A 24,866-nucleotide genomic window follows, 5' to 3' on the forward strand; every position below is an offset into this window, starting at 1 on the left:
CCGATATCAGCGCGGGCCTTGCAGGAGGGCCCGCGCAACACCTTCATTGGTAACCAGCCGGTTGACGTAGCCGGCGCGAAGAATGGCGCGGATGATCGGAATCTTACGGATTCCGCCAGAGACCAGCACGGAAATCGGCTTGAGTTTGAGCTTGTCCGGCGGAAGCGCAATAATCGATTCATTCAGGAAATGATCGATCGCCTGACCACGCGCGTCCAGAAACCATCCCATGAACTCACCCACTGCGCCACGTTTCAGCACTGTATCGAGATTGTCCTTCACGACGCGGATCTGGGTGAGCGAGGTGTCCTGCGCTAGCGAACCACAGGAAACGATGCCCACATCGGCGATCTCCGTACGCGCAAGGACGTCAGTCAACTCGTCATTGAGTAATAGGGCGTTGCGACTTTCGGGATTGGCGCAATAGATCGGCGCTGTCAGATAGTGACATTCGATGCCGAGTGCGCGAGCAAAGGCCGTCGCCACCTCGAAAGTGTTGGTCGATGACCCGCTGGTAACGCCGCCGGTGAGCCCCACGACCCAGCTCTCGGTCCTCGGCCGGGCGCGAAGAGCGCGAACGGCGAAGCTCAAGGTTCGCCCGGAACCGATGCCGACCCCCATGTCTCGATCTTCGATGAGTTCACTCGCAAGCGCTCCGGCCGCTTCCCCAATGACGCGCTTCTGCTCGAGATAATCATCCAGATCCGGCACGACGACGGCATCTCTGAGTCCATAACGTGCGGATACCTTTTCCGCCAGATCAATGCAGTCTGTCAGAGGCAGAGAAACCCTCACTTGCACGCTGCCGGAATCACGCACCTGGCCGATGATCTTGTTGACCTTCAAACGCGTGATGTTCATGCGTTGAGCGATTTCCTGCTGGGTCTGTCCGCCGATGAAATAGAGCCAGGCGACACGGGCCCTCTCTAGATCGTCGTCTAGAAATTCCGATTGATTTGGCATTAACCAGCACACTCCTAATCACGCATTCTTCGAATAACGAGTTCGGGTAAGGCAGGCAACTCCAGCTTAGCAACTTACGTCACCGTCCCTTAAATCACCGGATTGCGGGGAGTGAATTGTGTTGAAAGGGTTTGTCACAAGCTTTTCTGGATTATTCAGCATACAAAAGTTGCCATCGATTGCGCCACCCTCAATTGAATACTCGAAACCGCCCTGCACCGCACCGTCAACATAACCGACCTGTCGATGGTTGGACGACGATCGAGGTGATATTTGGCTAGCATGACCGAAAAACCGCTTACCCGTTACCACCGCCGTCGTTTTCTAGCGGCGATTATCGCCGATGCCGATTGGCTTTATTATTGAGTTCCGCTGAGTTTCGCGATGTCGAAGACCTGCGTGCCGAACGCGGGGTCGAAATGTCGTTTCAGACAGTGTTGGAACGGCTGGCGAAATTTGGCCTCAAATCCGCTTGTCAACTCCGGCGGCGATCATGCGGCAACACATTTATTGTCCGTGACATGTTACTCAGTCCTCCGCGATCGCTCACCACCGATAACTATCGTTTATCGGAAATAAGCCATCTTTCGTCAAACTCCTTGCCATCTCGGTACGCGATCGCTATCTTGGACACAGAAATCCGATGAGGCTCACCATGTCCGAACCGCAGCTCTCCATTCGCAGCAGCAAGGCCCGCGATCTGGCCCACGCACTGTCCCGTCGCACCGGCCAGCCGATCAACCGGCTCGTCGAGCTGGCGCTTGAGCGTTATGAACGAGAGCTGAGCGACGAGCCGGCGAAAACGCCCGGTGACGCTCTCTGGGACCTGATGGCGGAAGGCCGCCGATCCGTGCCCCCAGGCACCACATCCGCCCATGACGATTTCTACGACGAATTCGGCCTGCCGAAATGATCGCCATCGATACGTCGGTGATCCTGGCGACTTCGTTGCGTGAACCTGAAGCCGAGCGCTTTCATTCGCTCGTCACCCGCGAGGAAATTGTTATTGGCTGGCCGACGCTTCTGGAAACCAGAATGGTGCTCGCCGGAAGGGGTTTTTCCAACCCTTCGGCAATCATTGAGCAACTCGTTGCTCTGCCAAACGTGACCGCAGTGGCGTTCGGAGAGCGTCACTATCACGCCGCTGAGAAGGCATTTGACCAGTTTGGTAAGGGCCGCCATCCGGCCAGCCTCAACATGGGCGACTGCTACTCTTACGCCATCGCCGCTATCGCCAAGGCGCCGCTCTTGTTCAAAGGGCACGATTTCGGGCAGACGGATCTGAAACTCCATCCCGCGTCGTCGATGACATGAAAAGCGCCGGACGAAATCCTGTCGATCGCCGTGCTCACGAACTTGATACGATCGCCGCCGTGCTGCCGATCGAGCGGCGTGACGAGCTGGCGGAGCTGCCGACCGACCAGGATGTTGAGACGCTGCGGCATCTGGTCAACGAAGGCATGGGCGACAACACACTCAGGGCCTTGACCTCGGACTTGGCTTACCTGCAGGCCTGGTCGCTCGCCGCCACCCATAATGCCCTGCCATGGCCGGCGCCGGAAGCACTGCTGCTCAAATTCGTTGCCCATCACCTGTGGGATCGGGCGCAGCGAGAGCTCAATCCGGATCACGGCATGCCGCCGGACGTTGAACGCAGCCTTCGTGAGCAGGGCTTCTTGCGAAACGACGGACCGCATGCACCGGCGACGGTGCAGCGCCGGTTGGCCAGTTGGTCAACGCTGACGAAATGGCGGGGGCTCGACGGCCTGTTTTCCTCCCCCGCCGTCAAGTCCGCCATCCGCCTCGCCGTTCGCGCCACGCCGCGCAAACGGCGGCGCAAGAGCGCCAAGGCTGTCACCGGCGATGTCCTCGCGAAAATGCTCGCCACCTGTGCCCGCGCCGAACTTCGTGATCTGCGCGACCGGGCAATCCTGATGCTGGGCTTCGCATCCGGCGGCCGTCGGCGGAGCGAGATTGCTGGGCTGAGGAGAGAGCAATTGACTGTCGAGCAGCCGGTCTCTGTCGAGGACGACCCTCCCCTGCCCTCCCTGTCGATCCATCTCGGCCGCACCAAGACCAGCGGGACGGAAGACGATGAAATCGTCTATCTGACAGGTCGCCCCGTCGAGGCGCTCAATGCCTGGCTTACCGCGGCAAAGATCGAATATGGCAGCGTCTTTCGCGGCATCGATCGCTGGGGAAACGTCTCCCGCCGGCCGCTCGATCCGAAGGCGATCAATGATATCGTCAAGCTGCGGGCCGGAATGGCCGGTCTCGATCCGAGTGAATTTTCCGCGCATGGTCTTCGGTCGGGTTATCTCACGGAGGCCGCCGATCGCGGCGTTCCCCTGCCCGAGGCGATGGAGCAGTCCAAACATCGCTCTTTGCAACAGGCGTCAGGCTACTACAACAATGCAACGCAACGCAGTGGAAAAGCTGCCCGCCTGCTCTCATGAAACCTTGCTGCAAAGCCAGCGATCATCAATCATCAGGCTTGCGCATCTCAGTCATAATCTAAGCCGAGATCGTCTGGGTTTAACCCTACTAGATAACCTAATACTCGACTTCTCACACAACCGTGGATCGGTGTGACATAACAATCATGCCGGGTGCGGACCCTGCATTTGAGTACCCAGGACTTTAGTCTTACTGAGTCACAAAATCCGGAGATTCGGGCTGGGCCACGATGTGCTAGCGTAATCGATTCGTGGTCAGCAGGAGAAAGCTGAGATGAATGGCGTGAGCATGGGAAGTGAAGCAGCCTTTGCGGATTATGTCCATAGGCTGGTCGATGTGATCGGCCACGCCGATCGGGCGGAGCCGCTCAACGATTACTGCCTCGGACTAATGCTGCCGATGGACCGCAAGAGTGTCGAGCCACTCGCAGCGATAACAGCGCCAGCGCGAGTATCGTCCAAGCATCAATCGCTCCTGCATTTCGTCGGCCAAGCGCCGTGGTCGGACGAGGCACTTCTGGCGCGGGTTGGCGACCTGGTGCTGCCGCAGATCGAGCGGCATGGACCGATTGAGGCGTGGATCGTGGACGATACGGGCTTTCCCAAGAAGGGCAGGAATTCGGTCGGGGTTGCGCGGCAATATTGCGGCCAGCTCGGCAAGCAGGACAACTGCCAGGTCGCGGTTAGCCTCTCGATCGCCAACGTTGCGGCGAGCTTGCCGATCGCCTACCGGCTGTATTTGCCGGAGATCTGGGCCGATGATCCCGAACGGCGGCGCAAGGCGAAGATCCCTGACAGCGTTGCGTTCCAGACCAAGCCCGCAATCGCGCTCGACCAGATCCGCGCCGCTCAAGTGGCCGGAGTTGCACCCGGCGTAGTGTTGGCAGACGCCGGCTATGGCGCGGACGGCGCATTCCGCACCGGCCTGTCGGCACTCGGTCTCGACTATGTCGTGGGCGTGCAACCGACACTCAGTGTCTGGCGACCCGGCGAGGGACCATTGCCGCCCAAGCCTTGGCGCGGAAAGGGGCGACCAACCTCGCTGATGCGCCGCAGCCCCGAGCACAGCCCGGTATCGGCCAAGGCGTTGGCTCAGGAACTGCCGCAAGATGCCTGGCAGACCATTGCCTGGCGGGAAGGAACGAACACTGACCTCGGCTCTCGGTTCGCCGCTGTACGCGTGAGGCCGGCGTCCAGGGATTATAATCTCACAACGCCCCGCGCCGAGGAATGGCTGCTGATCGAATGGCCCGAGGGCGATGCCGAGCCGCTCAAATATTGGCTGTCCACACTTGCCGCCGACGCTTCGCTCGCAAAGCTCGTCAGCACCGCCAAACTGCGCTGGCGTATCGAGCGCGACTATCAAGAACTCAAGCAGGAACTCGGGCTCGGCCATTATGAGGGGCGCGGCTGGCGCGGTTTCCATCATCATGCAAGCCTCTGCATCGCCGCTTACGGATTCCTCATCTCCCAAAGGGAGGCGATTCCCCCATCAGCGCCGACCAAAACCAAAGACCGCCCGGAACCTGCCGTTCCCCAAGGTTATCGACCCCGCGGATCCCCCGATCCGACCCGAACGCCACGCGCCAAATTCGATCGCCACCGTCCGAAGGCACTTGACCGTCGCACTCAGTCGCAGCCTTCAGCGATGTCCATGCTGCACCAGGACAATGCCCGCTAAAATCCACAAACTTGTGACGCAGTAAGATTAGGCTCCCGTCGCAAATAGCGGGGGCTAAAGTCCTGGCGTATTTGGGCAGCGGGTGGAACAATTGCATTGGCCTATCCGTATGTCACGCTGGGAACTGCTCGCCGGCTTTCACTGCGGCTTTCTCACGGTGCTGCATTGAAGCGAGTTACGCATGGCAGGAAACTCAGCCACCATCATTTACGACGTCGTAAGCAAGGCTATTTTGATCGAATACCGCGATAACGTGATCGCGCTCGCCGGATCTTAGCCTACCCGCGTCGGGTCAGGCACGATCGCAGAGCGCGCGGTCGCATTCGACGGCTACACGGGTGTCATCCCGAAGACGGCTGCCACGATCGCCGAGGTGCTGAAGAACTATGGCTACCATACATCGGCGTTCGGCAAGTGGCACAACACGCCCGCGACCGAGACGACGTCGATCGGCCCCAAGGATCGCTGGCCCAATGCCTACGGGTTTGAGTATTTCTACGGGTTTCTGGGCGGCGAGACGTCGCAGTGGGAACCCCGGCTGACGGAGAATTTCGACGCGGTCGAGCCACCCCGCGGCGACCCAAAGTATCATCTGACCGAAGACCTTGTCGACAAGGCGCTGAAGTGGCTCGACGACTACCGGGCGTACGACCCAAAGAAACCCTTCATGATGTACTGGGCCCCAGGCGGCGTTCACGGTCCCCATCACGTCTTTCCGGAGTGGGCTGACAAGTACAAGGGCAAGTTCGACAGTGGTTGGGATGCGTACCGGGATCGGACTTACAAGCGTCAGCTTGAGATGGGCGTGATCCCGGCCGGGACGAAACTCACCGAGCGCGATCCGACGATGGATTCCTGGGACAGCATCCCAGACGCCCAGCGACCGTTCCAGGAGCGGCTGATGGAAGTGTTAGCGGGTTATGTCGAACATATACGGACACCCAGGTCGGCCGCCTCATAACGGGCATGGAAAGCCGTGGCCTGCGCGATAATACGCTGCTCTTCTACGTCTTCGGCGACAACGGCTCCAGTGCCGAGGGCCAACGTGGATCGATCAGCGAACTGCTCGCGCAAAACAACATCGACAACACCGTCGAGCAGCAGATCGAAGCCCTAAACCGGATAGGCGGTCTCGACGCGCTCGGCACCGGCAATACCGACAACATGTACCATGCAGGCTGGGCTTGGGCCGGAGGCACGCCGTTCAAAGGCACGAAACTGATGGGGTCCTATTTTGGCGGGGCGCCGAATCCGATGGTGGTTTCGTGGCCGGGGCACATCCAGCATGACGGCAAGTTCCGTCAACAGTTCCATCATGTTGTCGATATTGCTCCGACGATCTACGAAATCCTGAAGATCGAACCACCAAAGGGTCAACGGCTATAACCAACTGCCGATCGATGGAACCAGCCTTGCCTATACGTTTGCCGATGCCCATTCCGCGACGAAGAAGTACGAGCAATTTTTTGACAACAACGGCAGCCGTGGCCTCTACCTCGGCGGCTGGTTCGCAGATGTACCCGGTCCCTTCCTCCCTTGGGACACGCCGGCCTCGGCCAGCCGTCTCGCCGGCTGGGACTCAGCCAAGGATGAGTGGGAACTCTATGATTTGAAGTCGGACTTTTCGCAGTCGACGGACCTTGCGAAAGCCAATCCGGCGAAGCTGGAAGAACTGAAGGCGCGTTTCCTAAAGGTGGCGGAAGACAACAACGACTTCCCCATCGGAGCCGGTAGTTCATCCGCAGGACCGCATAAAGTCGGATTACGACACATGGACCTTCAGCCAGACGACACGGCGAACGTCGGAGTTCGCCGCGCCAGGTATTGGACGGCAAAGCACCAGGGTCCAGATGAAAGTTCAGATTGGAGAGGCCGCGAACGGCGTTCTCTATGCCGTCGGAGGGGCCGGAGGCGGGCTTTCCCTCTATATGCAGGACGGGCACCTCGTTTACGAATACAACATGATGATCATCGAGAACTACCAGGTGAGGACAGGCAAGCTTCCCACCGGAACGCACGATATCGAGATATCGACCACAATCCCGAAACCCGGCGGCCCAGCCGACGTGCTTATCAAGGTTGACGGGAAAGAGGCGGCGAAAACCCTTGTCAAGCGGACGGTACCGGTTGCGTTCACCGCGACGGAAACCTTCGATGTCGGTGCTGATCTCGGATCACCAGTCTCGCAAACATACTTTGACAAGGGGCCGTTCGAGTTCGATGGCAAGATTGATCAGGTGCGGGTGGAACTGGTGCACCAATATCACCAACATCTGGCAACCCCCGCTTATTGATGAACCGTGGGCCGTGGCGTGCGCCGGCTTGTAAAGCATGTCGATACATACAGACCCGTTATCAGTAGTCGCGCGAAGCGATCAAAGGGGCGACGCGGCCACGACGTCCCCTTTTGAGGGGGCAAAGTTTGCCCGAACGTCGGTAATCCCCCCGCAAACTAATCGGGTTTAAAAGTAGAATTTTCTTACAATGATTTTGGAGAAGATTCCGATGAAGACATCACGATTCAGCGACGCGCAGATCATGGCGATCCTCAAGCAGGCGGAGGACGGCATTGCGGTCGCACAGTTGTGCCGGGAGCATGGCATGAGCGATGCCAGCTTTTACAAGTGGCGAGCGAAGTTCGGCGGCATGGACGCGTCCATGGTCAGCCAAATCAAGAGGATGGAGGACGAGAACCGGCGGTTGAAGAAGATGTATGCGGAATTGAGCATGCAGAACGATCTGCTGAAGGAAGCGCTTGGAAAAAAGCGCTGAGGCCGTCTCAACGCAAGGAGCCTTACGGCAAATGCAGGAGCATTTGCCTGTCGGCCAAGGGATGGCCATGCAAGCGGTCCGGATGCATAATATCAACGTGGCGCTCGCGTGCCGGACGTTCTCGATCAGCGAGACGTGCTACCGCTATGGATGCAAGCTCGACAGCGAGAACGAAGACATTGCCGACTGGCTACTGCGTCTGACGGCAGCCCGGAAGGCGTGGGGTTCGGCCTGTGCTTCCTTTATCTACGCAACATCAAGGGGTTCGGTTGGAACCATAAAAGGGTTTACCGCATCTATCGCGAACTGGAGCTCAACCTCAGGATCAAGCCCAGGAAACGTCTTGTGCGGGAGCGACCCGAACCGCTGGCAGTGCCGGAACAACCCAACCAGACCTGGTCTATGGACTTCATGGCCGACCAGTTGGTCGACGGTCGCTCGTTCAGGACTTTGAACGTCATTGATGACTTCAACCGCGAGGGGCTCGGTATCGAGGTCGATTTCTCATTACCAGCCGAGCGCGTCGTTCGATCCCTCAACCGCATCATTGAGTGGCGTGGAGTGGCGTGGCGTGGCAAGCCGGATATTATTCGCGTCGATAACGTCCTATATTCGGAATGAAGCGCCGTTTTGGCAGCAGGTCGTAATCGCGTCGGTCTCCCGATGCGTTTGAATTATGATGTAGGCCCGGCCGATCGTCAACGAACGGTCTCTCCCATAACAAACACAGAGTACGCATGATCGCGGCTCTCACCGTCCTTAAGACGAGATCCTTTTGCCGTCGAGCGGAAGGCCTGAATATTATCTACGAGGTCGCTGAGCAGCTCAACGCCTCCACGGCACTGTCAGAGAATGGTCCTTCCGCTGTGGATCGTCCCTTCAAAGAAGGGGTGATAGGGTTCACCGCTCTTGATAACCGCATGTACGGTGCGGGCCATCTTGGCGGCGATTGCTGTTGACGCCTTGCGACGTAAATGGGTGTTGTGGCGGTCCTTTGTGATGTATCGCTCGAACTTGTCGCGGAAGCTGTTGGCGCGCTGCAATATCGCGACTTGAGCTGCCATCCATAAGGTTCGCCTCAGCCGTGCATTTCCATATTTGGAGAGCTTGGTCTGGCCTCGAAACATCCCTGACTGGATTGTCGCAAGATCCATGCCGCAAAACTTCAGGAACTGGCGATGGTGTTGAAAGCGGCGCAGGTCTCCGGCCTCTGCCAGGATTGTCAGAGCATTGATTGGGCCAATGCCGGGGATTGTGCATAAGAGCTGGTAATCTGCGTTGTCCTTCAGCATCGCAACCGCACGCGTCTCAATCTGATTACGTTGGGCGATCAGGCTTCTGCCCTCGGCCAGGATCATACGAAACATGCAGATAGCGCCAGAGTCCGGTGTAACTGGAAGGCCGATCGAACGTGTGGACGTGGTGTAAATGTCTGCCAGCAAACGCTCTTTGCCAACCTTGCGTCCGACGACATCCCAGGCCGCTTCGATGAAAGCTCCCTTGCTCATGGCTGCAATAAAGTGCGGGGACGGGAACAGTTCGAGGAAAGCGAAGAACCAATCGCTGCGCGAGCTGCGGTGAAAACGGTCCGCTTCAGGGAAATACAATGGCAGGTAATGTGTCAGGATCCGATGCCAAAGTTCTGTCTTCGACCTTGAGACCATGTCGTGCGTCTTTGACAGCTCCTGAATGTCATTGGTGCCGTGCATCAATGGGTCATGGTAAAACTGCTCGGCACCAATGGTCATCATATGGAGGATAACCTGGGCATCCTTCGGATCATTTTTATCCCATGAATTATGCAAGGCCTCCCGGGTCCGGGCCAGCGCGATAGACGAGATCAGTTTGACCTCGAAGCCGGCGCAGCCGAGCTGGTATGCCAATGCGCGATGATAGTTTCCCGTTGCCTCGAAGGCGACGCGAACAGGACGCTGATAGCTACGCAGCAGGCCTATGAGGCGATCGAATTCATCGAGATTGTTGAGCACGCTCACTCGACGTCGACGCTTTTTGTCTGGCGCTTCGATCAATACCTCATGGCGTTCCTTTGCAATATCGATAGCTGCCAGAACGGGAGCAGATGCGGTAATGTTGCCATTGGTCATAGCCGGTCTCCTTTGCAGTGTGGCTTTGCAAAACCACTGTGAGGCCTGATGCCCGGCTATGACCACCTGCTTCGCCTGAGTGGGGCTACGCAGCCGGTCACAGCCTCAACAAGCGCAAAGTTCCGAAGGTGTTACGGCCCGGAATATGTCAGCGGCACGCTTCTGGCATGGGCGGAAAAGCGAAACATCACCATCGCCCATATCCAGCCGGGCAAACCGCAGCAAAATGCCTATATCGAGCGTTACAACCGCACGGTTCGGCATGAGTGGCTGGGATGCTTCATGTTCGATACCATCAAGGAGGTGCAGGATCACGCCACACACTGGCTCTGGACATACAACAATGACCGACCCAATATGGCTATCGGCGGCATAACGCCGATGCAGAAATTGAAAATGGCAGCGTAAATTCTACTGACCGGGCCCGTTAAAAACGGGGGGACTACCGTGCCGCCCTACACACTGGCGAGTTTGAAAGGCGCGGTGGCGAATTGGGCGGGATAGCCGTCCATCTTGCTTCGCGCCTTCTAGCTCACGCCGATGCCGGAGAAGTCGTGGCCTCGGGGACGGTGAAGGACCTCGTCGTTGGCTCCGGCGTTGCGTTCGAGACACGTGGTGAAACGGATCTGTGTGGCGTTCCTGGAAAATGGCACATCTACGCTGCAACCGTTGATCCGAAGCGTCCTGACGATTGGTGAAAGGCTCCTAACCGTTACGCCTTTTTCCGGTGATTGACGGCTGTTAACGCATTTGAGCTGCGCCTGTAGTTCAACCTGAAGCAGCCATCGAAGAATTTTAAGTCTGCGATATTGACGCTGATTACGGACTCTGCGGCTTGCGAGTTTGGCAACGCGGGATGCGTGACTGGGGGAGTGGGCCATTCGTTAGCAGGTGTCGGGCACGCTTCGCAACCAATTGGGCCACTGCATCATTAAACCGAATGACTGGGTTTCGAACAATCAGTCGCTGCCGGTCCTGATTTACGGGGCCCTGTTACTTTCAAAGTTCCTCGCAATGTTGACCACAGATGTATTGGCGGCGGCGTGAGTGACGACGGAAGTCGATGTGAGTTTCACCGGCCTTTTCTCTTTTTGGCAGTTTCCCGTCGAAAAGTTGATGGGTCAGGTCCCGCATCATGCGCCTTGTGTTTTAGGTATCACTGTTATTTAGTTGCGGATAAGAATAGGGTTACTCTGGCATCAACAAATCTGAATGGCCTGAAGCAGTTAAAGTCCAGTACTCGGACGGAGCATTCGACGGAAAGGTCGTTACCGAGAACGCGCGCGTTGCCTTCATTCGTGGCAGCAAGAACGATGTGATGCAGGCTGCGCGGACCCGGTTGATCTAAAACCACCTCGACCTCGACTTCCCGGTCCCGATAAGAGATGTCGGCCGCCAGAAAGGGGGCTGACGGCCATGGGCGGTAGATCAACACCAAGGCGACGGCGTGTGGAATACTCCCGTCGCGCTGTGCTTCGTAGCTCTACCGCGTCACCAGAATTTAAAATATTTCCTTTGGGGAAGGATATCATGGATCTAGTTGACCGCCTCTTGTTATCAACAAACCCCTTCATCAGCGACGGGGGCATGGAGACCGACCTCATCTTCCACAAGGGCGCCGATTTGCCGCTGTTCGCCTCGTTCGTCTTGCTTGACAGCCCAGAGGGTCGCGAGATGCTGCGGAGCTACGCGGTTTCCTATTTCGACATGGCCCAAGCAGCGAGCCGAGGCTTTGTGATGGGCACGCCGACCTGGCGGGCCAATGGCGGCTGGGGGCCGAAGCTGGGACTGGACGACGCTGGCATCCGAAACGTTAACCGGCGCGCTGTCGCGTTTGCACAAGATTTGCGACGGAGCCATCCCTGGGGTGACCACATATTGATCGAGGGAGCGCTCGGGCCAGCCGGCGACGGCTACGCTCCCGAGCACCTTTTAACCCCGAGTGAAGCGGCCCACCTGCACACCGCCCAGCTCGAGACCTTTGCCGAGGAAGGTGTCGACATCGCATCAGCATTTACCATCACCCATCCTGGCGAGGCGATTGGAATAGTCAACCGGGCGCGTGAACTGGGCCTGCCTTTTACGCTTTCATTTACAGTGGAGACCGACGGACGTTTGCCGACCGGGCAAGACCTTGACTCCGCACTGAGTGAGGTCGAAGCCGCAACTGGCGGCTACGCTCGCTATTACGGGATCAACTGCGCTCATCCTGATCATTTCAGCAAACTAATGCCGTCGCGCTGGCTCAGCCGGATCGGCATGGTCCGGCCAAACGCCTCCCGCCGGAGCCATGCCGAATTGGACGAAGCCACCGACCTTGACGACGGTGATCCACAGGAGTTCGGCACGCTTTACGCTGAAATGGCACAGCGCCTCCCTGGCCTGCGCGTTGTGGGCGGATGCTGCGGCTCAGATATTCGACACATCAAGGCTTTGATCGCGGCGGGGGTCTGAGCCCCGAATGTCCAAACTTTTTAATAACAGGCCCTGTTCTGCGTGGGAACTACCAGCAAACGGCGAGCAAGGTCGCGCTTGCCGACTTAGCGGGTGACTGCGTGATACTAAAGGCAAGACGGCTTACGAGCTGGCTTCCCTGCAAGAGGACGCGATATCCGGATTGAAAGCCCTTTTCTCAAGGCAGTGCAGGACGAGCAGCGCCATCGCGAGTGGTTCGAGACGACGAAAGCAAGTGATCTTGAAATCTAGTGACTATGTTCGCATCCAGGGCTCAAACCCTGGTCGATAGCCGCCTGCTGAAGTTAGAACAAGAGCGGTTCAAAACCCTGCGCTACGGCCGAACGGACTTCTGCCCCGGCAGCAACGTCGCTGGCGTGCGGTGCCACGATCAAGGTGCTGTTTCCCATCCTGACGCCCTCGAGTTTTTCCATAGCGGGCGCGCCAAGCCAGCCGCTTCAGGTTGAAGTCCATCATTTGCCAGACTTCGGTAAGCCACGCCACGCCATCGTTCTAGACGCGACGCCGAGGCATGGCCGATATACGGCGCCATACCCATTGCGGCACCGCAGCCGCCATCAGACGGTTATTGCAAGGACCGCGACGCAATCCCCTGCCTTGACAAGACCGGGAAAGTGCCGTGCGCAGAAAACACCATCCATCTTTGCAGAGATTTCGATCGGCGCCTGGCCGGTGCGCCCGACAGGATGGATGAGGGCTACAGCCTGGCCTCTGCTGACAGTATCGCCTAAATCCGCAAGCGGTTCGATGAGCCCGGCGTCTTCTGCAAAACAGAAACAATCGCCATCCGGCATGTCGAGCCACTGTGTCTGCGCTACGTCAAGGGCGCCTTTGACGATCCCGGCCTTGGATAGAATGTTCCTGACGCCGCGCTTGGCAATGCCAGCACTTTTCGCCGTTGCCGTACCTCCGCCGCCGAGTTCGGTGGTGATGAAGATCTTGCCCATCTCTTCTGCTGCGGTATCGTACATTCCGACGGCGTCGATTTCCAGCATCTTCATGGAGTAAGGTGCCGAGAATGCCTCGACGAGTTCGAAGGAGCGCGCCTCCTGCGCCTTGTCGGACAGGATGTGGGCGGCACAGAAAGGCAGGAAATCGAGTGTCTTGCCTCCGGAATGGAAATCGAGAACGATGTCGGCAAGGGGCAAGAGTTCACGCTGAAAATAATCGGCGATTTTCTGGGTCACGGTGCCATCGGGCCTGCCCGGAAAGCTGCGATTGAGATTGCCCCTGTCGATCGGCGACGTTCGCGTGCCTGCCAGGAACGCGGGATAATTCATCGCCGGAACGATGATGACGCGCCCGGACACATCGTCCGCCTGCAATGTGCGTGCGAGATCGAACAGGGCAATCGGCCCTTCATATTCGTCGCCATGATTGCCGCCGGTGAGAAGGGCCGTTGGGCCCGCCCCGTTCTTGATGACCGTGATCGGGATCATCACAGAGCCCCAGGCCGAATCGTCACGGCTATAGGGCAGCCGCAGGAAGCCATGCTGGATACCCTCGGCCGAAAAATCGACCATTGGCGTGATTGGGGACGGTCGCAGTCCTGTGTCGTTCATGGCAGGTTCAATCCTTGACGAACAGTTTGCGCGGTACATTCGCAAGGCATTCGACGCCAGTATCGGTAATCAAGATGCTTTCGGTAATTTCCAGCCCCATCGTTTCCAGCCAGAGCCCGGTCATGAAATGGAAGGTCATGCCGGGCTTTAGCTCCGTCCGATCGCCGGGGCGCAGGCTCATGGTGCGCTCGCCCCAATCCGGCGGATAAGAGATACCGATGCCGTAGCCGGTTCGGTTATCCTTGACGATGCCGTATTTCTTCAGCACCGCGAAGAAGCCGTTGGCGATATCCTCACAGGTATTTCCGGGTTTGGCCGCAGCCAGTCCCGCATCCATGCCTTCGAGCGTTGCCTTCTCCGCGTCGAGGAATTCCTGCGTCGGCTTGCCGAGGAAGACGGTGCGCGACAACGGCACATGGTAGCGATTGTAGCAACCGGCAATCTCGAAAAACGTTCCCTCGCCCCGCTTCATCGGCCTGTCATCCCAGGTCAGGTGCGGTGCAGAAGCATCGACGCCTGACGGAAGCAGCGGCACGATGGCCGGGTAATCACCACCGATGCCATCGACGCCGCGGGTACCGGCATCGTAGATTTCGGCAACCAGATCGCATTTGCGCATTCCGACTTCGATTTTATCGAAGATGCGCTGGTGCATGCCTTCCACGATACGGGCAGCGTTGCGCATGTACTTGATCTCGGTCTCGCTTTTTTCTGCCCGCTGCCAGTTGACCAGTGCCGTTGCATCAACGAAACGCGCATGAGGCAGATGCTTGACCAGGGCTGCGAAGGCGGCCGCCGAAAACCAGTAATTGTCCATTTCAACGCCGATCGTTAGCCTGTCGTAGCCGCGCTCGACGAGCTTGGCAGACAGATAATCCATCGGATGACGCTCGGTCGATTGCACATAGTGATCGGGGTAACCGATAATGTTCTCGTGTTTCAAATAGGCTGTCAGCTTGGCGCCGTTGGCGTCCTGCCCACGGCCGAACCAGATCGGTTCGCCGCTCGGCGGCACGATGACGGCCTGATGCACATAGAACGACCAGCCGTCATAGCCGGTGAGCCACGCCATATTGGAAGGATCGCTACAGATCAGCAGATCGATGCCTTTTGCTTCCATGGCCTTGCGCGTCTTGGCGAGACGCCTCTCGTATTCCCCAAGGGAAAATTTGAGGTTCGGTTGGGTCATCTTTCTCCCTCATTCTCCGGCTTTGCCGGTCTCAGCTTTCAAATGGCGTGCCCGCGCCGGCAAGGCCGGCACGCGCAAGGGCGAGTGTTGCAATGGCCGTGTCCTGGATACCGGTCCCGGTGAGGTCGGCGATGGTGATTTGGTTAGGGGCGGTGCGCCCCTGCTTCTCACCGGCGACGATCTGACCGAGCTCGGGAAAATCAGCATTCGGAGCGACGGCGCCAGTTCTGATTGCGTGATGCAACTCGCCGAGCCGCCGGGTCTGTGCCAGACGATCGGCAACGTAGAGACCGGCCTTGGCAATCGCCGCCGGTTCGATCTCGTTCTTATGCTCGGCATCGGATCCCATTGCAGTAACGTGCTGCCCCGGCTCCAGCCATTCCGCCTTGAGGATCGGCGTTTCCGAGGGCGTCGTCGTGACGACGATATCCGCGCCAGCGATGGCACGCTGCGGATCAGCCATGGCGACGACAGTGATGCCAAGCGCCCGCGTCAGATCGATGGCCGTCTTTTCTGCCTTTGCCATGTCCCGCGCCCAAATCCGTGCCTCGCGGATCGGCCGCACCAGGGTTAGCGCCTGCAATTGCAGCCGTGCCTGCATGCCCGCACCGCAGATCGTGGCAATACGGGCATCCGGCCTCGACAGGTGTCTTGCGGCGACAGCGCCGGCAGCGGCAGTGCGCACATCCGTCAGGTAACCGTTATCGAGCAACAGCGCCTGCACGAGGCCGGTTGTTGCCGACAGAAGAACCATCATGCCATTGGTGCTCGGCAGACCGATCGCCGGATTGTTGAAGAAACCTGGGCTGATTTTGATGGCGAAACCATCAAGGCCGGGCACATAGGCGGTCTTCACATCGACCTCGCCGCGATGTTCGGGAATGTCGAGCCTGAGGATTGGCGGCATGACAACCTCTTTGGTCGCAAGCGCCCGGAAGGCGTCTTCCACGCAAGCAATTGCGTCCATATCCAGTTTCACCACGGCTCGCAGATCTGCCTCTGTCAAAATGATCATCCGGCTCATGCCGCCACCTCTACGGGCAAGGCGGACGCGCCGTTGATGATCCGGCGATGCAGATCCATGTCGATGTTGCGTCCGGACAGGATGGCGACGATGGGGCCGGTCGATGTCACTCGTCCGGACAGAAGGGCGGCGATACCGACGGTACCGGCGCCTTCAACGATCTCGCGCTCGGCCGCGTAGGCATGACGCAGACCGGCGGCAATCTCTTCTTCGGATAGAAGGATCACGTCGTCCAGCAAATCCCGGCACATGGCAAAGGTCAGCGCATTACCGAGCCCGATACCGCCGCCAAGCGAATCCGCAAGGCTCGGCAGTTCCTCGATTTGAACCGGGTGCCCCGCATCAAGGCTCGCTTTCATCGCTGCCCCGCGCTCCATGGTCAGACCGATGATCTTGGTGTTTGGTCTCAAAGCCTTGATGGCACAGGCAACGCCTGCCGCCAGCCCACCACCGGATAGCGGCACAAGCACGGTTTCCACCTCGGGCACTTGATCCACGATCTCGAGCCCGAGCGTTCCCTGCCCGGCGATGACAGCCGCGTCATCGAACGGTGGCACCATGACCATGCCCTTCTCGGCAACAAGCCGGTCGACCTCTTCCTGCGCTTCGTCCTGCGAATTCCCGGCAATGCGGATCTCGGCGCCGAGCTTGCGGATTTCTGAAACCTTGTTGTCAGGCACCAGGCGCGACATGCAGATCGTCGCGACCGCGCCCTGCGCCCTTGCCGCATGCGCAAGCGCCCGGCCATGATTGCCGGTGGATGCGGCCACAACACCACGAGCGCGCTCGGCAGATGTCAGCGACAAGAATGCATTGGTTGCACCGCGCAGTTTGAAGCTGCCGGTGATCTGGTGATGTTCAAGCTTGAGATGGACCGAAACACCTGCCAGCTCTCCAAGTGCCGCAGACTGCATCATCGGCGTGTGAAAGACATGCCCGGCAATGCGAGCGGCCGCTGTCCTGATGTCATCCAGTGAAACCAATTGCCGGTGCTGGCTCATCTGTCACCGCTCCGGATAGGGCTTGGTCATGAGAATGCCGAGATCCGGTCGCGAAACAACATCGCCGCAGATCCTGATGCACGCCCAAGCGGTCGCCAGATTGCTGCTCACCACCGGTTTTCCAAGCACCCTTTCGATACGGGGAACGACCTCTGCGGCGCGAACGGCGGTGCAGGAAATGAACAATGCATCGGATTCCGGCGCCATGGCTTCTTCGGCGAAGGCGGCGATCTCGACATGAGAAATGCGCGCCATTTCCCGATCATCAGTCAGGCCAAGACACGTGAAGCGGTCGATCTCGAAACCGAGATTGGCGAAATAAGCGGCCATCGGGCGGCTGGTTTCGACGGTATAGGGCGTCAGTACCGAAATTCGCTTGGCGCCCACAGCCTTCAGGGCACGGACAGCCGCATCCGTGGGTGTGACAACCGGAACGCCGGGTTTTGCTGCCTGAACCGCAGCCTCGATCTGCGCATCCCCGATGACGACGGACGCCGAGGTGCAGGAATACATGACCACGTCGAGCGGCTCGTCCGGCAGGATCAACGCGGCACCTGCGGTTAGTGACGGCTGCATCTTCAGCAGGTTTTCCGGCGTCACCGGATTGGCATAGGGGATGCGGGTGACATAGACGCCGATGCGCTCACTGGCCACAATGCGCTGGAAGTCGACCTCGGTCGTGTGGTCCGTCGCCAAAATGATCAGGCCGATGCGTTTTGCCAGCGGGCGATCGTCGAGGCCGGGCGTACGGCTTGCCATTTCAAGCTGGATATTGTCTGTCATCATCGTTCATCCACCCGGGCATAACGTTCTTCCAGGAAACGCAGCGCAACCACCGAGATCAGGCTGATGACCAGGAAGAACACGCCGACCATGGTGATCGGCTCGATATAACGATAGCTGCTGTTAGCGACGCTCTTTGCCTGGTTCATCAGTTCCAGCACGGTGATGGCGGAGAGCAGCGGCGTCTCCTTGAACATGGCAATGAAATAGTTGGCGAGCGCCGGGATCATCGGTGGAATTGCCTGCGGCAGCACGACATGGATCCATGTCTGCCGGATGCTGAGATTGGTGGCACGCGCTGCCTCCCACTGGCCGCGCGGCACATTGTCTATGCCGGCCCGATAAACCTCGGCGGCATAGGTCCCGTAATGGGTTCCAAGGCCGATGACACCGGCGACCAGCGGCGACAAGCGAATGCCGATATCCGGCAGCACGTAGAAAATGAAATAGAGCTGCACCAGAAGCGGCGTACCGCGAATGAAATCGGCCAGAAGTCCGACCGGACGGGCAATTGCCGGGCTCGGCGAGCGTCTTGCGATTGCCAGGACCAGGCCCACGACCGCGGCAACGATCGCCCCAAGCACAGTCGCAAGGATGGTGATCTTCAACCCTTCGAGAAGGGGCGGCATGATCTGCCAGACGAATGCCCAATCCCATTCCATGATCAGACCCTCATTCCATCAAGACCGCGCGAAGCGCGGCGCTCCAGCCACCGCACACCGGCAGAAACAGCCATGGCCATGGCGAAATAGAGAACGAGAATTGTCGCAAACGGGATCAGCGTGCTGCCTGTCTGCGCGCGCACCACTTGCGCCTGGAAGGTCATGTCGGTCAGCGAGATCAGCGAGACCACGGCCGTGCCTTTCAACAATTCGATGGCATTGTTGCCAAAGGTCGGCAGCATCAGCGGCAACGCCTGCGGCAAGATCACGTGCCGCATCCGGTGATAACGGCCGAGATTGAGGGCGACGCACGCCTCGAGCTGCTCCCGGCCGATAGCCCGGACGGCCCCCCGCACCACCTCTGCTCCATAAGCGCCGACATTCAGGCCCAACGCCAGAACGCCCGCCTGCATCGGCGTCAGTGTGATCCCGGCAAACGGCAGGACGAAATAGGCCCAGAACAACTGGACGAAGATCGAGGTGCCACGAAAGAACTCGATGTAGACCGTGGCAAGTGCGCGCACGGCGGCAAAGCGCGACATGCGGCCAAGGCCGGCAGTAAACGCCATGACCAGCGCCAATGCTGACCCCATGACCGTCAGCTCGACGGTCACCAGCGCACCTTGCAGTATCAGCCCTATATAGCCGGACCAGTCGATCATCTTGCTTTCTCTGTCCCTGCCGTTTCAAAGCCAGGTCCTGCCGGGCCCGGGTGGAAAAGGAGAGGCGGCGCCCCCCTCTCCGGTTGGCCGTCAGTTGGCAGCAGCACAAAGCTTTTCGCGCGTCGTCGACATCGCCGCCGCGGCCGAAAAACCATAAGGCTCGATAATCTTGGCGAACTCGCCGGATTCCTTGAGTTTTGCCAATTCGACGTCAAAGGCATCGCGCAGAGCCTCGTCGCCCTTCTTGAAAGCTGCGCCATCGCAGTAAACCGGCGCGCCTTGAACCGGAGCGATAACCTCCAGGTTGGGATCATTGGCCTTCTTGACGAGATCGTTGATTGACAGCACCGGTAGCGAGTAGGCGTCGATGCGACCGTCCTGCAGCATCTTCAGACCGCTCTGACCATCCGGCACGACGATGACGCGGTCGCGCGGAACGCCGGCTTCCAGCGCCAGCTTTTCTTCCGTGCCGCCGCCCGGCGCGCCGATGGTGGCGGACTGATCGTTGGCTACATCGGCATAACTCTTGAAGCCCTTCGGGTTGCCCTTCTTGACGAGCATCGCTTCTGCATCACACAGGACCGGCTCGGAATACGCGACGGCTGCACAACGCTCTGGCTTCATGAACAGACCGGCGGTGACGGCATCGTGCCGGCCGGCCTGCAGGCCCGGGATCATCGCGCCATATTCCGAGATCGACGCTACCACATCCGGCACACCAAGCCGCTTGAAGACTTCGCGGGCGACGTCGGGGGCCGCACCGGAAACCTTGCCGTCGGCGCCAACAGCCGTGAACGGCGGCTCGTTGGCGATGGCGATGCGGGCGAAGCCTTGCGCCTTCAACGCTTCCAGATTGGCATCGTCGGCGTTCGCCGGGGCTGTAGCAAGAACAGTCATCAACGCCGTGGCGCCGGCTGCCATCGTCATGAAATGCTTCAATCTCATCGTTCCAACTCCTCTGGATTTTTTCTATTTTTATCGGGGCATTGACCGATCGCCGCAACGATCAGACGCGGTGCCCCGCCGCGATTATCTTGCGCAGGAAATTCTGCGTGCGCTCCTGCCTGGGATTTCGGAATATGTCGTCCGGCTTGCCCTCCTCGACGATCCTTCCCTTGTCGAAGAACAACACACGATCGGCAAAGTCATGGGCAAAGCCCATTTCGTGGGTAACAAGCAGCATGGTCATGTCGGTCTCGGCAGCAAGTTTGCGCATGACGTTCAGGACTTCCTCGACCAGTTCCGGATCGAGCGCAGAGGTCACCTCATCGAACAGCATGATCTTCGGCGAAAGTGCCAAGGCACGGGCGATGGCGACGCGCTGCTTCTGTCCGCCGGACAGTTGCGCAGGCATGTGTTTTGCCTTCTCCGCCATGCCGACCATATCGAGAAGCTCCATCGCCCTTGCTTCAGCGGCGGTTTTTGTCTCGCCCTTGGTCAGCATCGGTGCCAGCGTGATATTGTCGAGCACACATTTATGCGGGAACAGATTGAAGTGCTGGAAGACCATGCCGATCTTCGTGCGCATCTTTTGCAGATGCTTTTCATCGGCAGCTGCCAGGCTGCCCGCCTTCTGCATGTGGTACAGTTGATCCCCATCGACCTCAATATGACCGCCATTGATCTTTTCCAGCGTCATGAGGATACGCAGGATGGTCGTCTTGCCCGACCCGGAGGGGCCGATCAGCGCCAGTTTCTCACCCGGCATGACATCCATCGACAGACCGTCGAGCACTGTCAACGGCCCGTAGGTCTTTAATATATTGTCGATGCGGATAATGGGCGAAGGCATGCAGATCTCTTCCTGTTGAGACGAGCGATGCCTAACGATGACGAGCGTATCAAATCATGTCAATTGTCAAAATAATCTCATGACAATTATTCTTTCCCTGCCCATTTGACGGGCGAAGCTGTCAAATCGCAAGCAGCAGCGCTTCCGGATTTCCGTGCGCCAGCGATGCGACGATGCCGAGCCCTGTGCGCAGCTCCGTCTCGGATGTCGAACCAAGCGAGATACGCACCGCAGGCGCGCGGCCATGATCAGCCGTCTGGAAAGAGATGCCCGGCGCGATCGCCACGCCGCGCAGCCGCGCCTGCGCCACGAACCCTTCTTCCGTATGCTGGCAGGTCAGCGGCAGCCAGATATGCAGGCTTTGTGGATGAGAATGGTAAACAAGCGCGCCCAAGGCTTCCGTCGCAATCTCATGACGCCGCGCCAGCGCACGGCGCTGCCAGTTGACCAGTTCCAACGCGGTACCGTTACTGACCCAACGCGTTGCGATCTCGGCAATCGCGGGCGTCGCCATCCAGTTGGAAACGAGATGCCGATTGGCAACCGCCGCAACGTAGCGGTCGGGCGCGACGAGATAACCGATGCGCAAGCCCGGTACGGTGATCTTGGTGAAACTCGTGACATAGAGCGTGCGCTCAGGCGCAAAGGTTTGCAGCGGCGGCGGCCTATTTTCGACCAATGGGCCGAGGATATCGTTTTCGATGATGGCAATATCATGCCTGGCCGCAACGGCCGCCAGCGCTTGACGCCTTTCGGCGCTCATCAATGTTGCGGTCGGATTAACCACCGAAGGCTGAAGGAAAACGGCCCGGATCGGCCCCTTCCGGCAGGCTTCGTCCAAGGCCTCCGGGATCATTCCGTCTTCGTCGATGGCCAGGCCTTCCAGATGAATGCCCAGATAGCTTGAGAGTGGGACCAGCGTGTGGTGGCTGATCGCCTCGGTTGCCACGGTTGACCCTGGTGGCGCGACGCTCATCAACGCCACTGTCATACCCGAGGTGGCACCATTGGTGAGATTGACGTTGAGCGGAGAAACCTCCAATCCGCATTGCGCCAGCCACTCGGCCGCTACTGCCCGATGGCGCGGAAACACCATGTTCGGCCGAAACGACAAGGCCGAACTCGACGGCAGGTTCTCTGCCAGCCAGCCGAAGGCCTCGCGCATTCTATCAAGGTGAATCTGCTCACAAACCGGCTTCAGGATCGACAGGTCGATGACCTCGCCCAACCGTTCCGGCAGATAAGGCGGCTCCGGCTCTTTTGGCTGGGTCTGCACGAAACTGCCACGTCCGATTTCGCCGGCGATCATGCCGCGACGGATCAACTCGTCATAGGCGCGACTGACCGTCTGGATCGACAGCTTCAGATCTTCCGCGAGCCTTCTATGCGTCGGCAATCGTTCGCCATTGATCAGCTTGCCGTCGTGAATCGCGTTGGCAATCTGCTCAGCAAGTGAGAGATAGGCCGGACGGCGAAGCTGCTGTGGATCGGGGCGCCAATTTGTCATGATTTTACAGTGCTAAAATTCAGGTCAATTGACAATCCAAAATTTGCATTCACCCTCTCGATTTCATAACATCTGCCATGATTTTCACACCGGGATACCAGTCCGAATGAAACTTGACGCCATCGACCTGCGCATTCTGGAAGCTGTTCAACGGGATGGCCGCATCACCAAAGTGGCGCTGGCAGAAGAAGTCGGCTTATCGGCGACACCGTGCTGGATGCGGCTGCGCAAGCTCGAAAAGGCAGGGATTGTCTCAGGCTATCACGCCCGGGTCGCGGTGCGCCGCGTGGCGCCCGTTGCCAGCGTGATGATGGAAGTTACGCTTGGCAATCACCGTCAGATGGATTTCGATCGCTTCGAGCGCGCAGTAACCGCCATTCCCGAAATTGTCGCCTGCTGGTCGGTTGGCGGCGGTGTCGATTACATCCTGAAAATAATGGCACCGGACATCGATGCGTATCAGCGGCTGGTCGATGACCTGCTGGACCGCGAAATCGGGATTGCCCGCTATTTCACCTACATTGTGACCAAGACAGTGAAGGAAGAGACCGTCCTGCCGCTCCCAGTCCTCCTGTCGCAAGGTGAGGCCGCGGACGGCTAGACATTTCCTCTGCGGCAAGCCCTTCATTTGGACAGATCCTCTTCCGGCGTCCCGCCCAAGAGACCATCTCTCGCCTCGAAGCTGTCAGACTGGGTGCCAATCGAAAGCACGAGGAGCCGCAGATGAATGCTGTTTTCGCACGACCCGCCTGTCACGACGCTCTCGCGCGGCTAAACGACAAGCATCTCTTGAAATCGCTCGCTTATGTCGGCGGGCACTGGGTTGCCAATGCTGCGAACCGCACTTTTGAAGTGTGCGACCCCGCCACGTCCGTACCGCTTGCCTGGGTTTCCGGACTGGACGCCGACGAGACCACGCAAGCCATCGATGCTGCCACACGCGCCTTTCCAAAATGGCGCTCGCTATTGCCGCAGGAGCGCGCCAAAATCCTGCGCCGCTGGTATGAACTGATCCTCGCTGCCAAGGATGATCTGGCGTTGATCATGACTCTGGAACAGGGAAAGTCGCTGTCAGAGTCCAGAGGTGAAATCGATTACGCCGCCTCATTCATCGAATGGTACGCCGAGGAAGGAAAGCGGCTGAACGCCGAGAACGTCACCAGCCATCTACCCGGCGCCGAGATGATCGTACGCCGTGAAGCGCTGGGTGTTGCTGGCATTGTCACCCCCTGGAACTTCCCTTCCGCCATGATCACTCGCAAGGCGGCGGCGGCACTGGCTGCGGGCTGCACGGTCGTCGCCCACCCCTCCTCACAAACCCCTCTTTCGGCGCTGGCGCTGGCAGAGCTTGGAGAACGGGCAGGCATTCCCGCCGGCGTCTTCAACGTTGTTACCGGTGATGCTGCTACCATTGTCGGCCGTTTGTGCGAAGACAGTCGTGTCCGCGCCGTCAGCTTCACCGGCTCCACCGAGATCGGCAAGCTTATCGCCGGGCAATGCGCACCGACGCTGAAACGGCTGGTGATGGAGCTCGGCGGCCACGCACCACTGATCGTCTTTGACGACGCGGATATCGCCAAAGCGGTCGATATCGCCGTCAACGCCAAGTTCGCAACGTCGGGGCAGGATTGCCTCGCCGCTAATCGTATCTTCGTGCAACGCCCGATCCTCGATGCCTTCAACGCTGCTTTCAGGGCGCGCATCGAAGCTCTGGAAATCGGCAACGGCCTCGAACCCGGTACGGAAATTGGCCCGCTGATGCATGATCGCGCGGTGGAAAAGGTTGAAGAGCATGTGGCGGACGCGATCAAGCGTGGCGCACGCTGCCTTACCGGCGGAAAACGCCATGAGGCCGGACCGCTGTTCTTCACGCCGACGCTTCTCGTCAATGTCCCCGAAGGTGCCCTGATCATGCGCGAGGAAACGTTTGGTCCAGTGGCGGCCGTAACGGCATTCGACACAGAAGCCGAGGTGATCGATCGTGCCAACGACACCGAGTATGGCCTCGTCGTCTATATAGTCACCGAAAACGGTGCACGTCAGATGCGGCTCGGCCGGGCGCTCGAATATGGCATGGTCGCCATCAACCGGGTGAAAGTCACCGGCGGCCCTATTCCCTTCGGCGGCTGGAAACAATCCGGTATCGGCCGCGAAGGTTCGCGCCACGGGATCGAGGCTTTCACCGAGCTCAAATATCTTTGCATCGACACGGCCGCCTGAACGCGCGCCCCC

General features: G+C 58.9%; 23 protein-coding genes and 2 pseudogenes. 13 read left to right on the forward strand and 12 right to left on the reverse strand.

Annotated features, from left to right (window positions below; genetic code table 11):
- Positions 1–6 precede the first annotated feature (6 nt).
- Positions 7–963, reverse strand: a complete 957-nt coding sequence (locus ASD36_RS17775) for a sugar-binding domain-containing protein (RefSeq protein ID WP_060510626.1) — start codon at positions 961–963, stop codon at positions 7–9.
- Between the two features lie 655 nt (positions 964–1,618).
- On the opposite strand from ASD36_RS17775, the gene ASD36_RS17780 reads away from it, so the two are divergent.
- The 8 genes and pseudogenes from ASD36_RS17780 to ASD36_RS30240 form a co-directional block, all read left to right on the forward strand.
- Positions 1,619–1,876: a type II toxin-antitoxin system VapB family antitoxin gene (locus tag ASD36_RS17780; RefSeq protein ID WP_060510628.1), complete on the forward strand. Its 258-nt coding sequence runs from the start codon at positions 1,619–1,621 to the stop codon at positions 1,874–1,876.
- Complete coding sequence (locus ASD36_RS17785; RefSeq protein ID WP_060510630.1) at positions 1,873–2,277, forward strand: type II toxin-antitoxin system VapC family toxin; 405 nt, start codon at positions 1,873–1,875, stop codon at positions 2,275–2,277. Before ASD36_RS17780 ends, ASD36_RS17785 begins: the two co-directional genes overlap by 4 nt.
- On the forward strand, positions 2,274–3,419 hold the full coding sequence (locus ASD36_RS17790; RefSeq protein ID WP_060510632.1) for a site-specific integrase: 1,146 nt from the start codon (positions 2,274–2,276) through the stop codon (positions 3,417–3,419). Before ASD36_RS17785 ends, ASD36_RS17790 begins: the two co-directional genes overlap by 4 nt.
- A gap of 289 nt (positions 3,420–3,708) precedes the next feature.
- Positions 3,709–5,100 (forward strand): IS701 family transposase, encoded by a 1,392-nt coding sequence (locus tag ASD36_RS17795; RefSeq protein WP_082562833.1) that lies wholly within the window; start codon positions 3,709–3,711, stop codon positions 5,098–5,100.
- A 373-nt stretch (positions 5,101–5,473) separates the two neighbouring features.
- Complete coding sequence (locus ASD36_RS31710; RefSeq protein ID WP_277996005.1) at positions 5,474–6,061, forward strand: sulfatase-like hydrolase/transferase; 588 nt, start codon at positions 5,474–5,476, stop codon at positions 6,059–6,061.
- A gap of 5 nt (positions 6,062–6,066) precedes the next feature.
- Positions 6,067–6,486 (forward strand): sulfatase-like hydrolase/transferase, encoded by a 420-nt coding sequence (locus tag ASD36_RS31715; protein ID WP_277996006.1) that lies wholly within the window; start codon positions 6,067–6,069, stop codon positions 6,484–6,486.
- A gap of 464 nt (positions 6,487–6,950) precedes the next feature.
- A complete protein-coding gene (locus tag ASD36_RS31510; protein WP_244489856.1) occupies positions 6,951–7,394 on the forward strand; it encodes a hypothetical protein in 444 nt (147 codons plus the stop codon).
- Positions 7,395–7,605: 211 nt separating this feature from the next.
- Positions 7,606–8,475, forward strand: a pseudogene (locus tag ASD36_RS30240) (IS3 family transposase); the annotation flags it as partial.
- 242 nt (positions 8,476–8,717) lie between these two features.
- Here ASD36_RS30240 and ASD36_RS17815 read toward each other — a convergent pair.
- Positions 8,718–9,977 carry an IS110 family transposase gene (locus ASD36_RS17815; protein ID WP_060510636.1) on the reverse strand — a complete coding sequence of 420 codons (1,260 nt, stop codon included), beginning with the start codon at positions 9,975–9,977 and terminating at the stop codon, positions 8,718–8,720.
- A gap of 135 nt (positions 9,978–10,112) precedes the next feature.
- Between ASD36_RS17815 and ASD36_RS17820 the strand changes: the two are divergent.
- The 3 genes and pseudogenes from ASD36_RS17820 to ASD36_RS17825 form a co-directional block, all read left to right on the forward strand.
- A pseudogene (locus ASD36_RS17820) lies at positions 10,113–10,385 on the forward strand (integrase core domain-containing protein); the annotation flags it as partial.
- A gap of 146 nt (positions 10,386–10,531) precedes the next feature.
- Entirely contained in the window at positions 10,532–10,675 is a 144-nt protein-coding gene (locus tag ASD36_RS31135; RefSeq protein ID WP_200954912.1) for a hypothetical protein, read from the forward strand.
- An 832-nt stretch (positions 10,676–11,507) separates the two neighbouring features.
- Entirely contained in the window at positions 11,508–12,431 is a 924-nt protein-coding gene (locus tag ASD36_RS17825; protein WP_060510638.1) for a homocysteine S-methyltransferase family protein, read from the forward strand.
- Between the two features lie 578 nt (positions 12,432–13,009).
- Here ASD36_RS17825 and doeB read toward each other — a convergent pair.
- The 10 genes from doeB to ASD36_RS17875 all read right to left on the reverse strand — a co-directional run bounded on the left by doeB (position 13,010) and on the right by ASD36_RS17875 (position 22,634).
- Positions 13,010–14,014 carry a N(2)-acetyl-L-2,4-diaminobutanoate deacetylase DoeB gene (gene doeB, locus ASD36_RS17830; RefSeq protein WP_060510640.1) on the reverse strand — a complete coding sequence of 335 codons (1,005 nt, stop codon included), beginning with the start codon at positions 14,012–14,014 and terminating at the stop codon, positions 13,010–13,012.
- A gap of 7 nt (positions 14,015–14,021) precedes the next feature.
- Positions 14,022–15,203, reverse strand: a complete 1,182-nt coding sequence (gene doeA, locus ASD36_RS17835; protein WP_060510642.1) for an ectoine hydrolase DoeA — start codon at positions 15,201–15,203, stop codon at positions 14,022–14,024.
- 31 nt (positions 15,204–15,234) lie between these two features.
- Positions 15,235–16,227 carry an ectoine utilization protein EutC gene (gene eutC, locus ASD36_RS17840; protein ID WP_060510644.1) on the reverse strand — a complete coding sequence of 331 codons (993 nt, stop codon included), beginning with the start codon at positions 16,225–16,227 and terminating at the stop codon, positions 15,235–15,237.
- The gene (gene eutB / locus ASD36_RS17845; RefSeq protein ID WP_060510646.1) at positions 16,224–17,228 is read right to left on the reverse strand and encodes a hydroxyectoine utilization dehydratase EutB; all 1,005 of its coding nucleotides are present in this window, start codon (positions 17,226–17,228) and stop codon (positions 16,224–16,226) included. Before eutB ends, eutC begins: the two co-directional genes overlap by 4 nt.
- Positions 17,229–17,231: 3 nt before the next feature.
- Positions 17,232–18,011 carry an ectoine utilization protein EutA gene (eutA, locus tag ASD36_RS17850; RefSeq protein ID WP_060510727.1) on the reverse strand — a complete coding sequence of 260 codons (780 nt, stop codon included), beginning with the start codon at positions 18,009–18,011 and terminating at the stop codon, positions 17,232–17,234.
- Positions 18,011–18,673: an ectoine/hydroxyectoine ABC transporter permease subunit EhuD gene (gene ehuD / locus ASD36_RS17855; protein WP_060510647.1), complete on the reverse strand. Its 663-nt coding sequence runs from the start codon at positions 18,671–18,673 to the stop codon at positions 18,011–18,013. Before ehuD ends, eutA begins: the two co-directional genes overlap by 1 nt.
- A 2-nt stretch (positions 18,674–18,675) precedes the next feature.
- A complete protein-coding gene (gene ehuC, locus ASD36_RS17860; RefSeq protein WP_060504918.1) occupies positions 18,676–19,335 on the reverse strand; it encodes an ectoine/hydroxyectoine ABC transporter permease subunit EhuC in 660 nt (219 codons plus the stop codon).
- 90 nt (positions 19,336–19,425) lie between these two features.
- Positions 19,426–20,280 carry an ectoine/hydroxyectoine ABC transporter substrate-binding protein EhuB gene (gene ehuB, locus ASD36_RS17865; protein ID WP_060510649.1) on the reverse strand — a complete coding sequence of 285 codons (855 nt, stop codon included), beginning with the start codon at positions 20,278–20,280 and terminating at the stop codon, positions 19,426–19,428.
- A 61-nt stretch (positions 20,281–20,341) separates the two neighbouring features.
- Entirely contained in the window at positions 20,342–21,127 is a 786-nt protein-coding gene (gene ehuA, locus ASD36_RS17870) for an ectoine/hydroxyectoine ABC transporter ATP-binding protein EhuA (protein WP_060510651.1), read from the reverse strand.
- A 121-nt stretch (positions 21,128–21,248) separates the two neighbouring features.
- Positions 21,249–22,634: a PLP-dependent aminotransferase family protein gene (locus ASD36_RS17875; protein WP_060510653.1), complete on the reverse strand. Its 1,386-nt coding sequence runs from the start codon at positions 22,632–22,634 to the stop codon at positions 21,249–21,251.
- Positions 22,635–22,740: 106 nt separating this feature from the next.
- On the opposite strand from ASD36_RS17875, the gene ASD36_RS17880 reads away from it, so the two are divergent.
- Both ASD36_RS17880 and ASD36_RS17885 read left to right on the forward strand, forming a co-directional pair.
- Positions 22,741–23,235, forward strand: a complete 495-nt coding sequence (locus ASD36_RS17880) for an Lrp/AsnC family transcriptional regulator (protein WP_060504914.1) — start codon at positions 22,741–22,743, stop codon at positions 23,233–23,235.
- A 122-nt stretch (positions 23,236–23,357) separates the two neighbouring features.
- Positions 23,358–24,854: an NAD-dependent succinate-semialdehyde dehydrogenase gene (locus ASD36_RS17885; protein WP_060510655.1), complete on the forward strand. Its 1,497-nt coding sequence runs from the start codon at positions 23,358–23,360 to the stop codon at positions 24,852–24,854.
- Positions 24,855–24,866: the final 12 nt, after the last annotated feature.

The sequence above is a fragment of the Rhizobium sp. Root1334 genome (assembly GCF_001426665.1).
Lineage (GTDB): Bacteria > Pseudomonadota > Alphaproteobacteria > Rhizobiales > Rhizobiaceae > Pararhizobium.

What these genes read in the sequence shown, in the direction of transcription:
- ASD36_RS17815 (WP_060510636.1), bottom strand. Translation starts at nt 9,977, where the DNA reads ATGACCAATGGCAACATTACCGCATCTGCTCCCGTTCTGGCAGCTATC.
- ASD36_RS17775 (WP_060510626.1), bottom strand. Translation starts at nt 963, where the DNA reads ATGCCAAATCAATCGGAATTTCTAGACGACGATCTAGAGAGGGCCCGT.
- ehuD (WP_060510647.1), bottom strand. Translation starts at nt 18,673, where the DNA reads ATGGAATGGGATTGGGCATTCGTCTGGCAGATCATGCCGCCCCTTCTC.
- ASD36_RS17780 (WP_060510628.1), top strand. Translation starts at nt 1,619, where the DNA reads ATGTCCGAACCGCAGCTCTCCATTCGCAGCAGCAAGGCCCGCGATCTG.
- ehuC (WP_060504918.1), bottom strand. Translation starts at nt 19,335, where the DNA reads ATGATCGACTGGTCCGGCTATATAGGGCTGATACTGCAAGGTGCGCTG.
- ASD36_RS17795 (WP_082562833.1), top strand. Translation starts at nt 3,709, where the DNA reads ATGGGAAGTGAAGCAGCCTTTGCGGATTATGTCCATAGGCTGGTCGAT.
- ASD36_RS17785 (WP_060510630.1), top strand. Translation starts at nt 1,873, where the DNA reads ATGATCGCCATCGATACGTCGGTGATCCTGGCGACTTCGTTGCGTGAA.
- eutC (WP_060510644.1), bottom strand. Translation starts at nt 16,227, where the DNA reads ATGAGCCGGATGATCATTTTGACAGAGGCAGATCTGCGAGCCGTGGTG.
- ehuB (WP_060510649.1), bottom strand. Translation starts at nt 20,280, where the DNA reads ATGAGATTGAAGCATTTCATGACGATGGCAGCCGGCGCCACGGCGTTG.
- ASD36_RS31510 (WP_244489856.1), top strand. Translation starts at nt 6,951, where the DNA reads ATGAAAGTTCAGATTGGAGAGGCCGCGAACGGCGTTCTCTATGCCGTC.
- ASD36_RS17790 (WP_060510632.1), top strand. Translation starts at nt 2,274, where the DNA reads ATGAAAAGCGCCGGACGAAATCCTGTCGATCGCCGTGCTCACGAACTT.
- doeA (WP_060510642.1), bottom strand. Translation starts at nt 15,203, where the DNA reads ATGACCCAACCGAACCTCAAATTTTCCCTTGGGGAATACGAGAGGCGT.
- ASD36_RS17880 (WP_060504914.1), top strand. Translation starts at nt 22,741, where the DNA reads ATGAAACTTGACGCCATCGACCTGCGCATTCTGGAAGCTGTTCAACGG.
- ASD36_RS17885 (WP_060510655.1), top strand. Translation starts at nt 23,358, where the DNA reads ATGAATGCTGTTTTCGCACGACCCGCCTGTCACGACGCTCTCGCGCGG.
- ASD36_RS17825 (WP_060510638.1), top strand. Translation starts at nt 11,508, where the DNA reads ATGGATCTAGTTGACCGCCTCTTGTTATCAACAAACCCCTTCATCAGC.
- ASD36_RS17875 (WP_060510653.1), bottom strand. Translation starts at nt 22,634, where the DNA reads ATGACAAATTGGCGCCCCGATCCACAGCAGCTTCGCCGTCCGGCCTAT.
- ASD36_RS31715 (WP_277996006.1), top strand. Translation starts at nt 6,067, where the DNA reads ATGGAAAGCCGTGGCCTGCGCGATAATACGCTGCTCTTCTACGTCTTC.
- doeB (WP_060510640.1), bottom strand. Translation starts at nt 14,014, where the DNA reads ATGAACGACACAGGACTGCGACCGTCCCCAATCACGCCAATGGTCGAT.
- ehuA (WP_060510651.1), bottom strand. Translation starts at nt 21,127, where the DNA reads ATGCCTTCGCCCATTATCCGCATCGACAATATATTAAAGACCTACGGG.
- eutA (WP_060510727.1), bottom strand. Translation starts at nt 18,011, where the DNA reads ATGACAGACAATATCCAGCTTGAAATGGCAAGCCGTACGCCCGGCCTC.
- eutB (WP_060510646.1), bottom strand. Translation starts at nt 17,228, where the DNA reads ATGAGCCAGCACCGGCAATTGGTTTCACTGGATGACATCAGGACAGCG.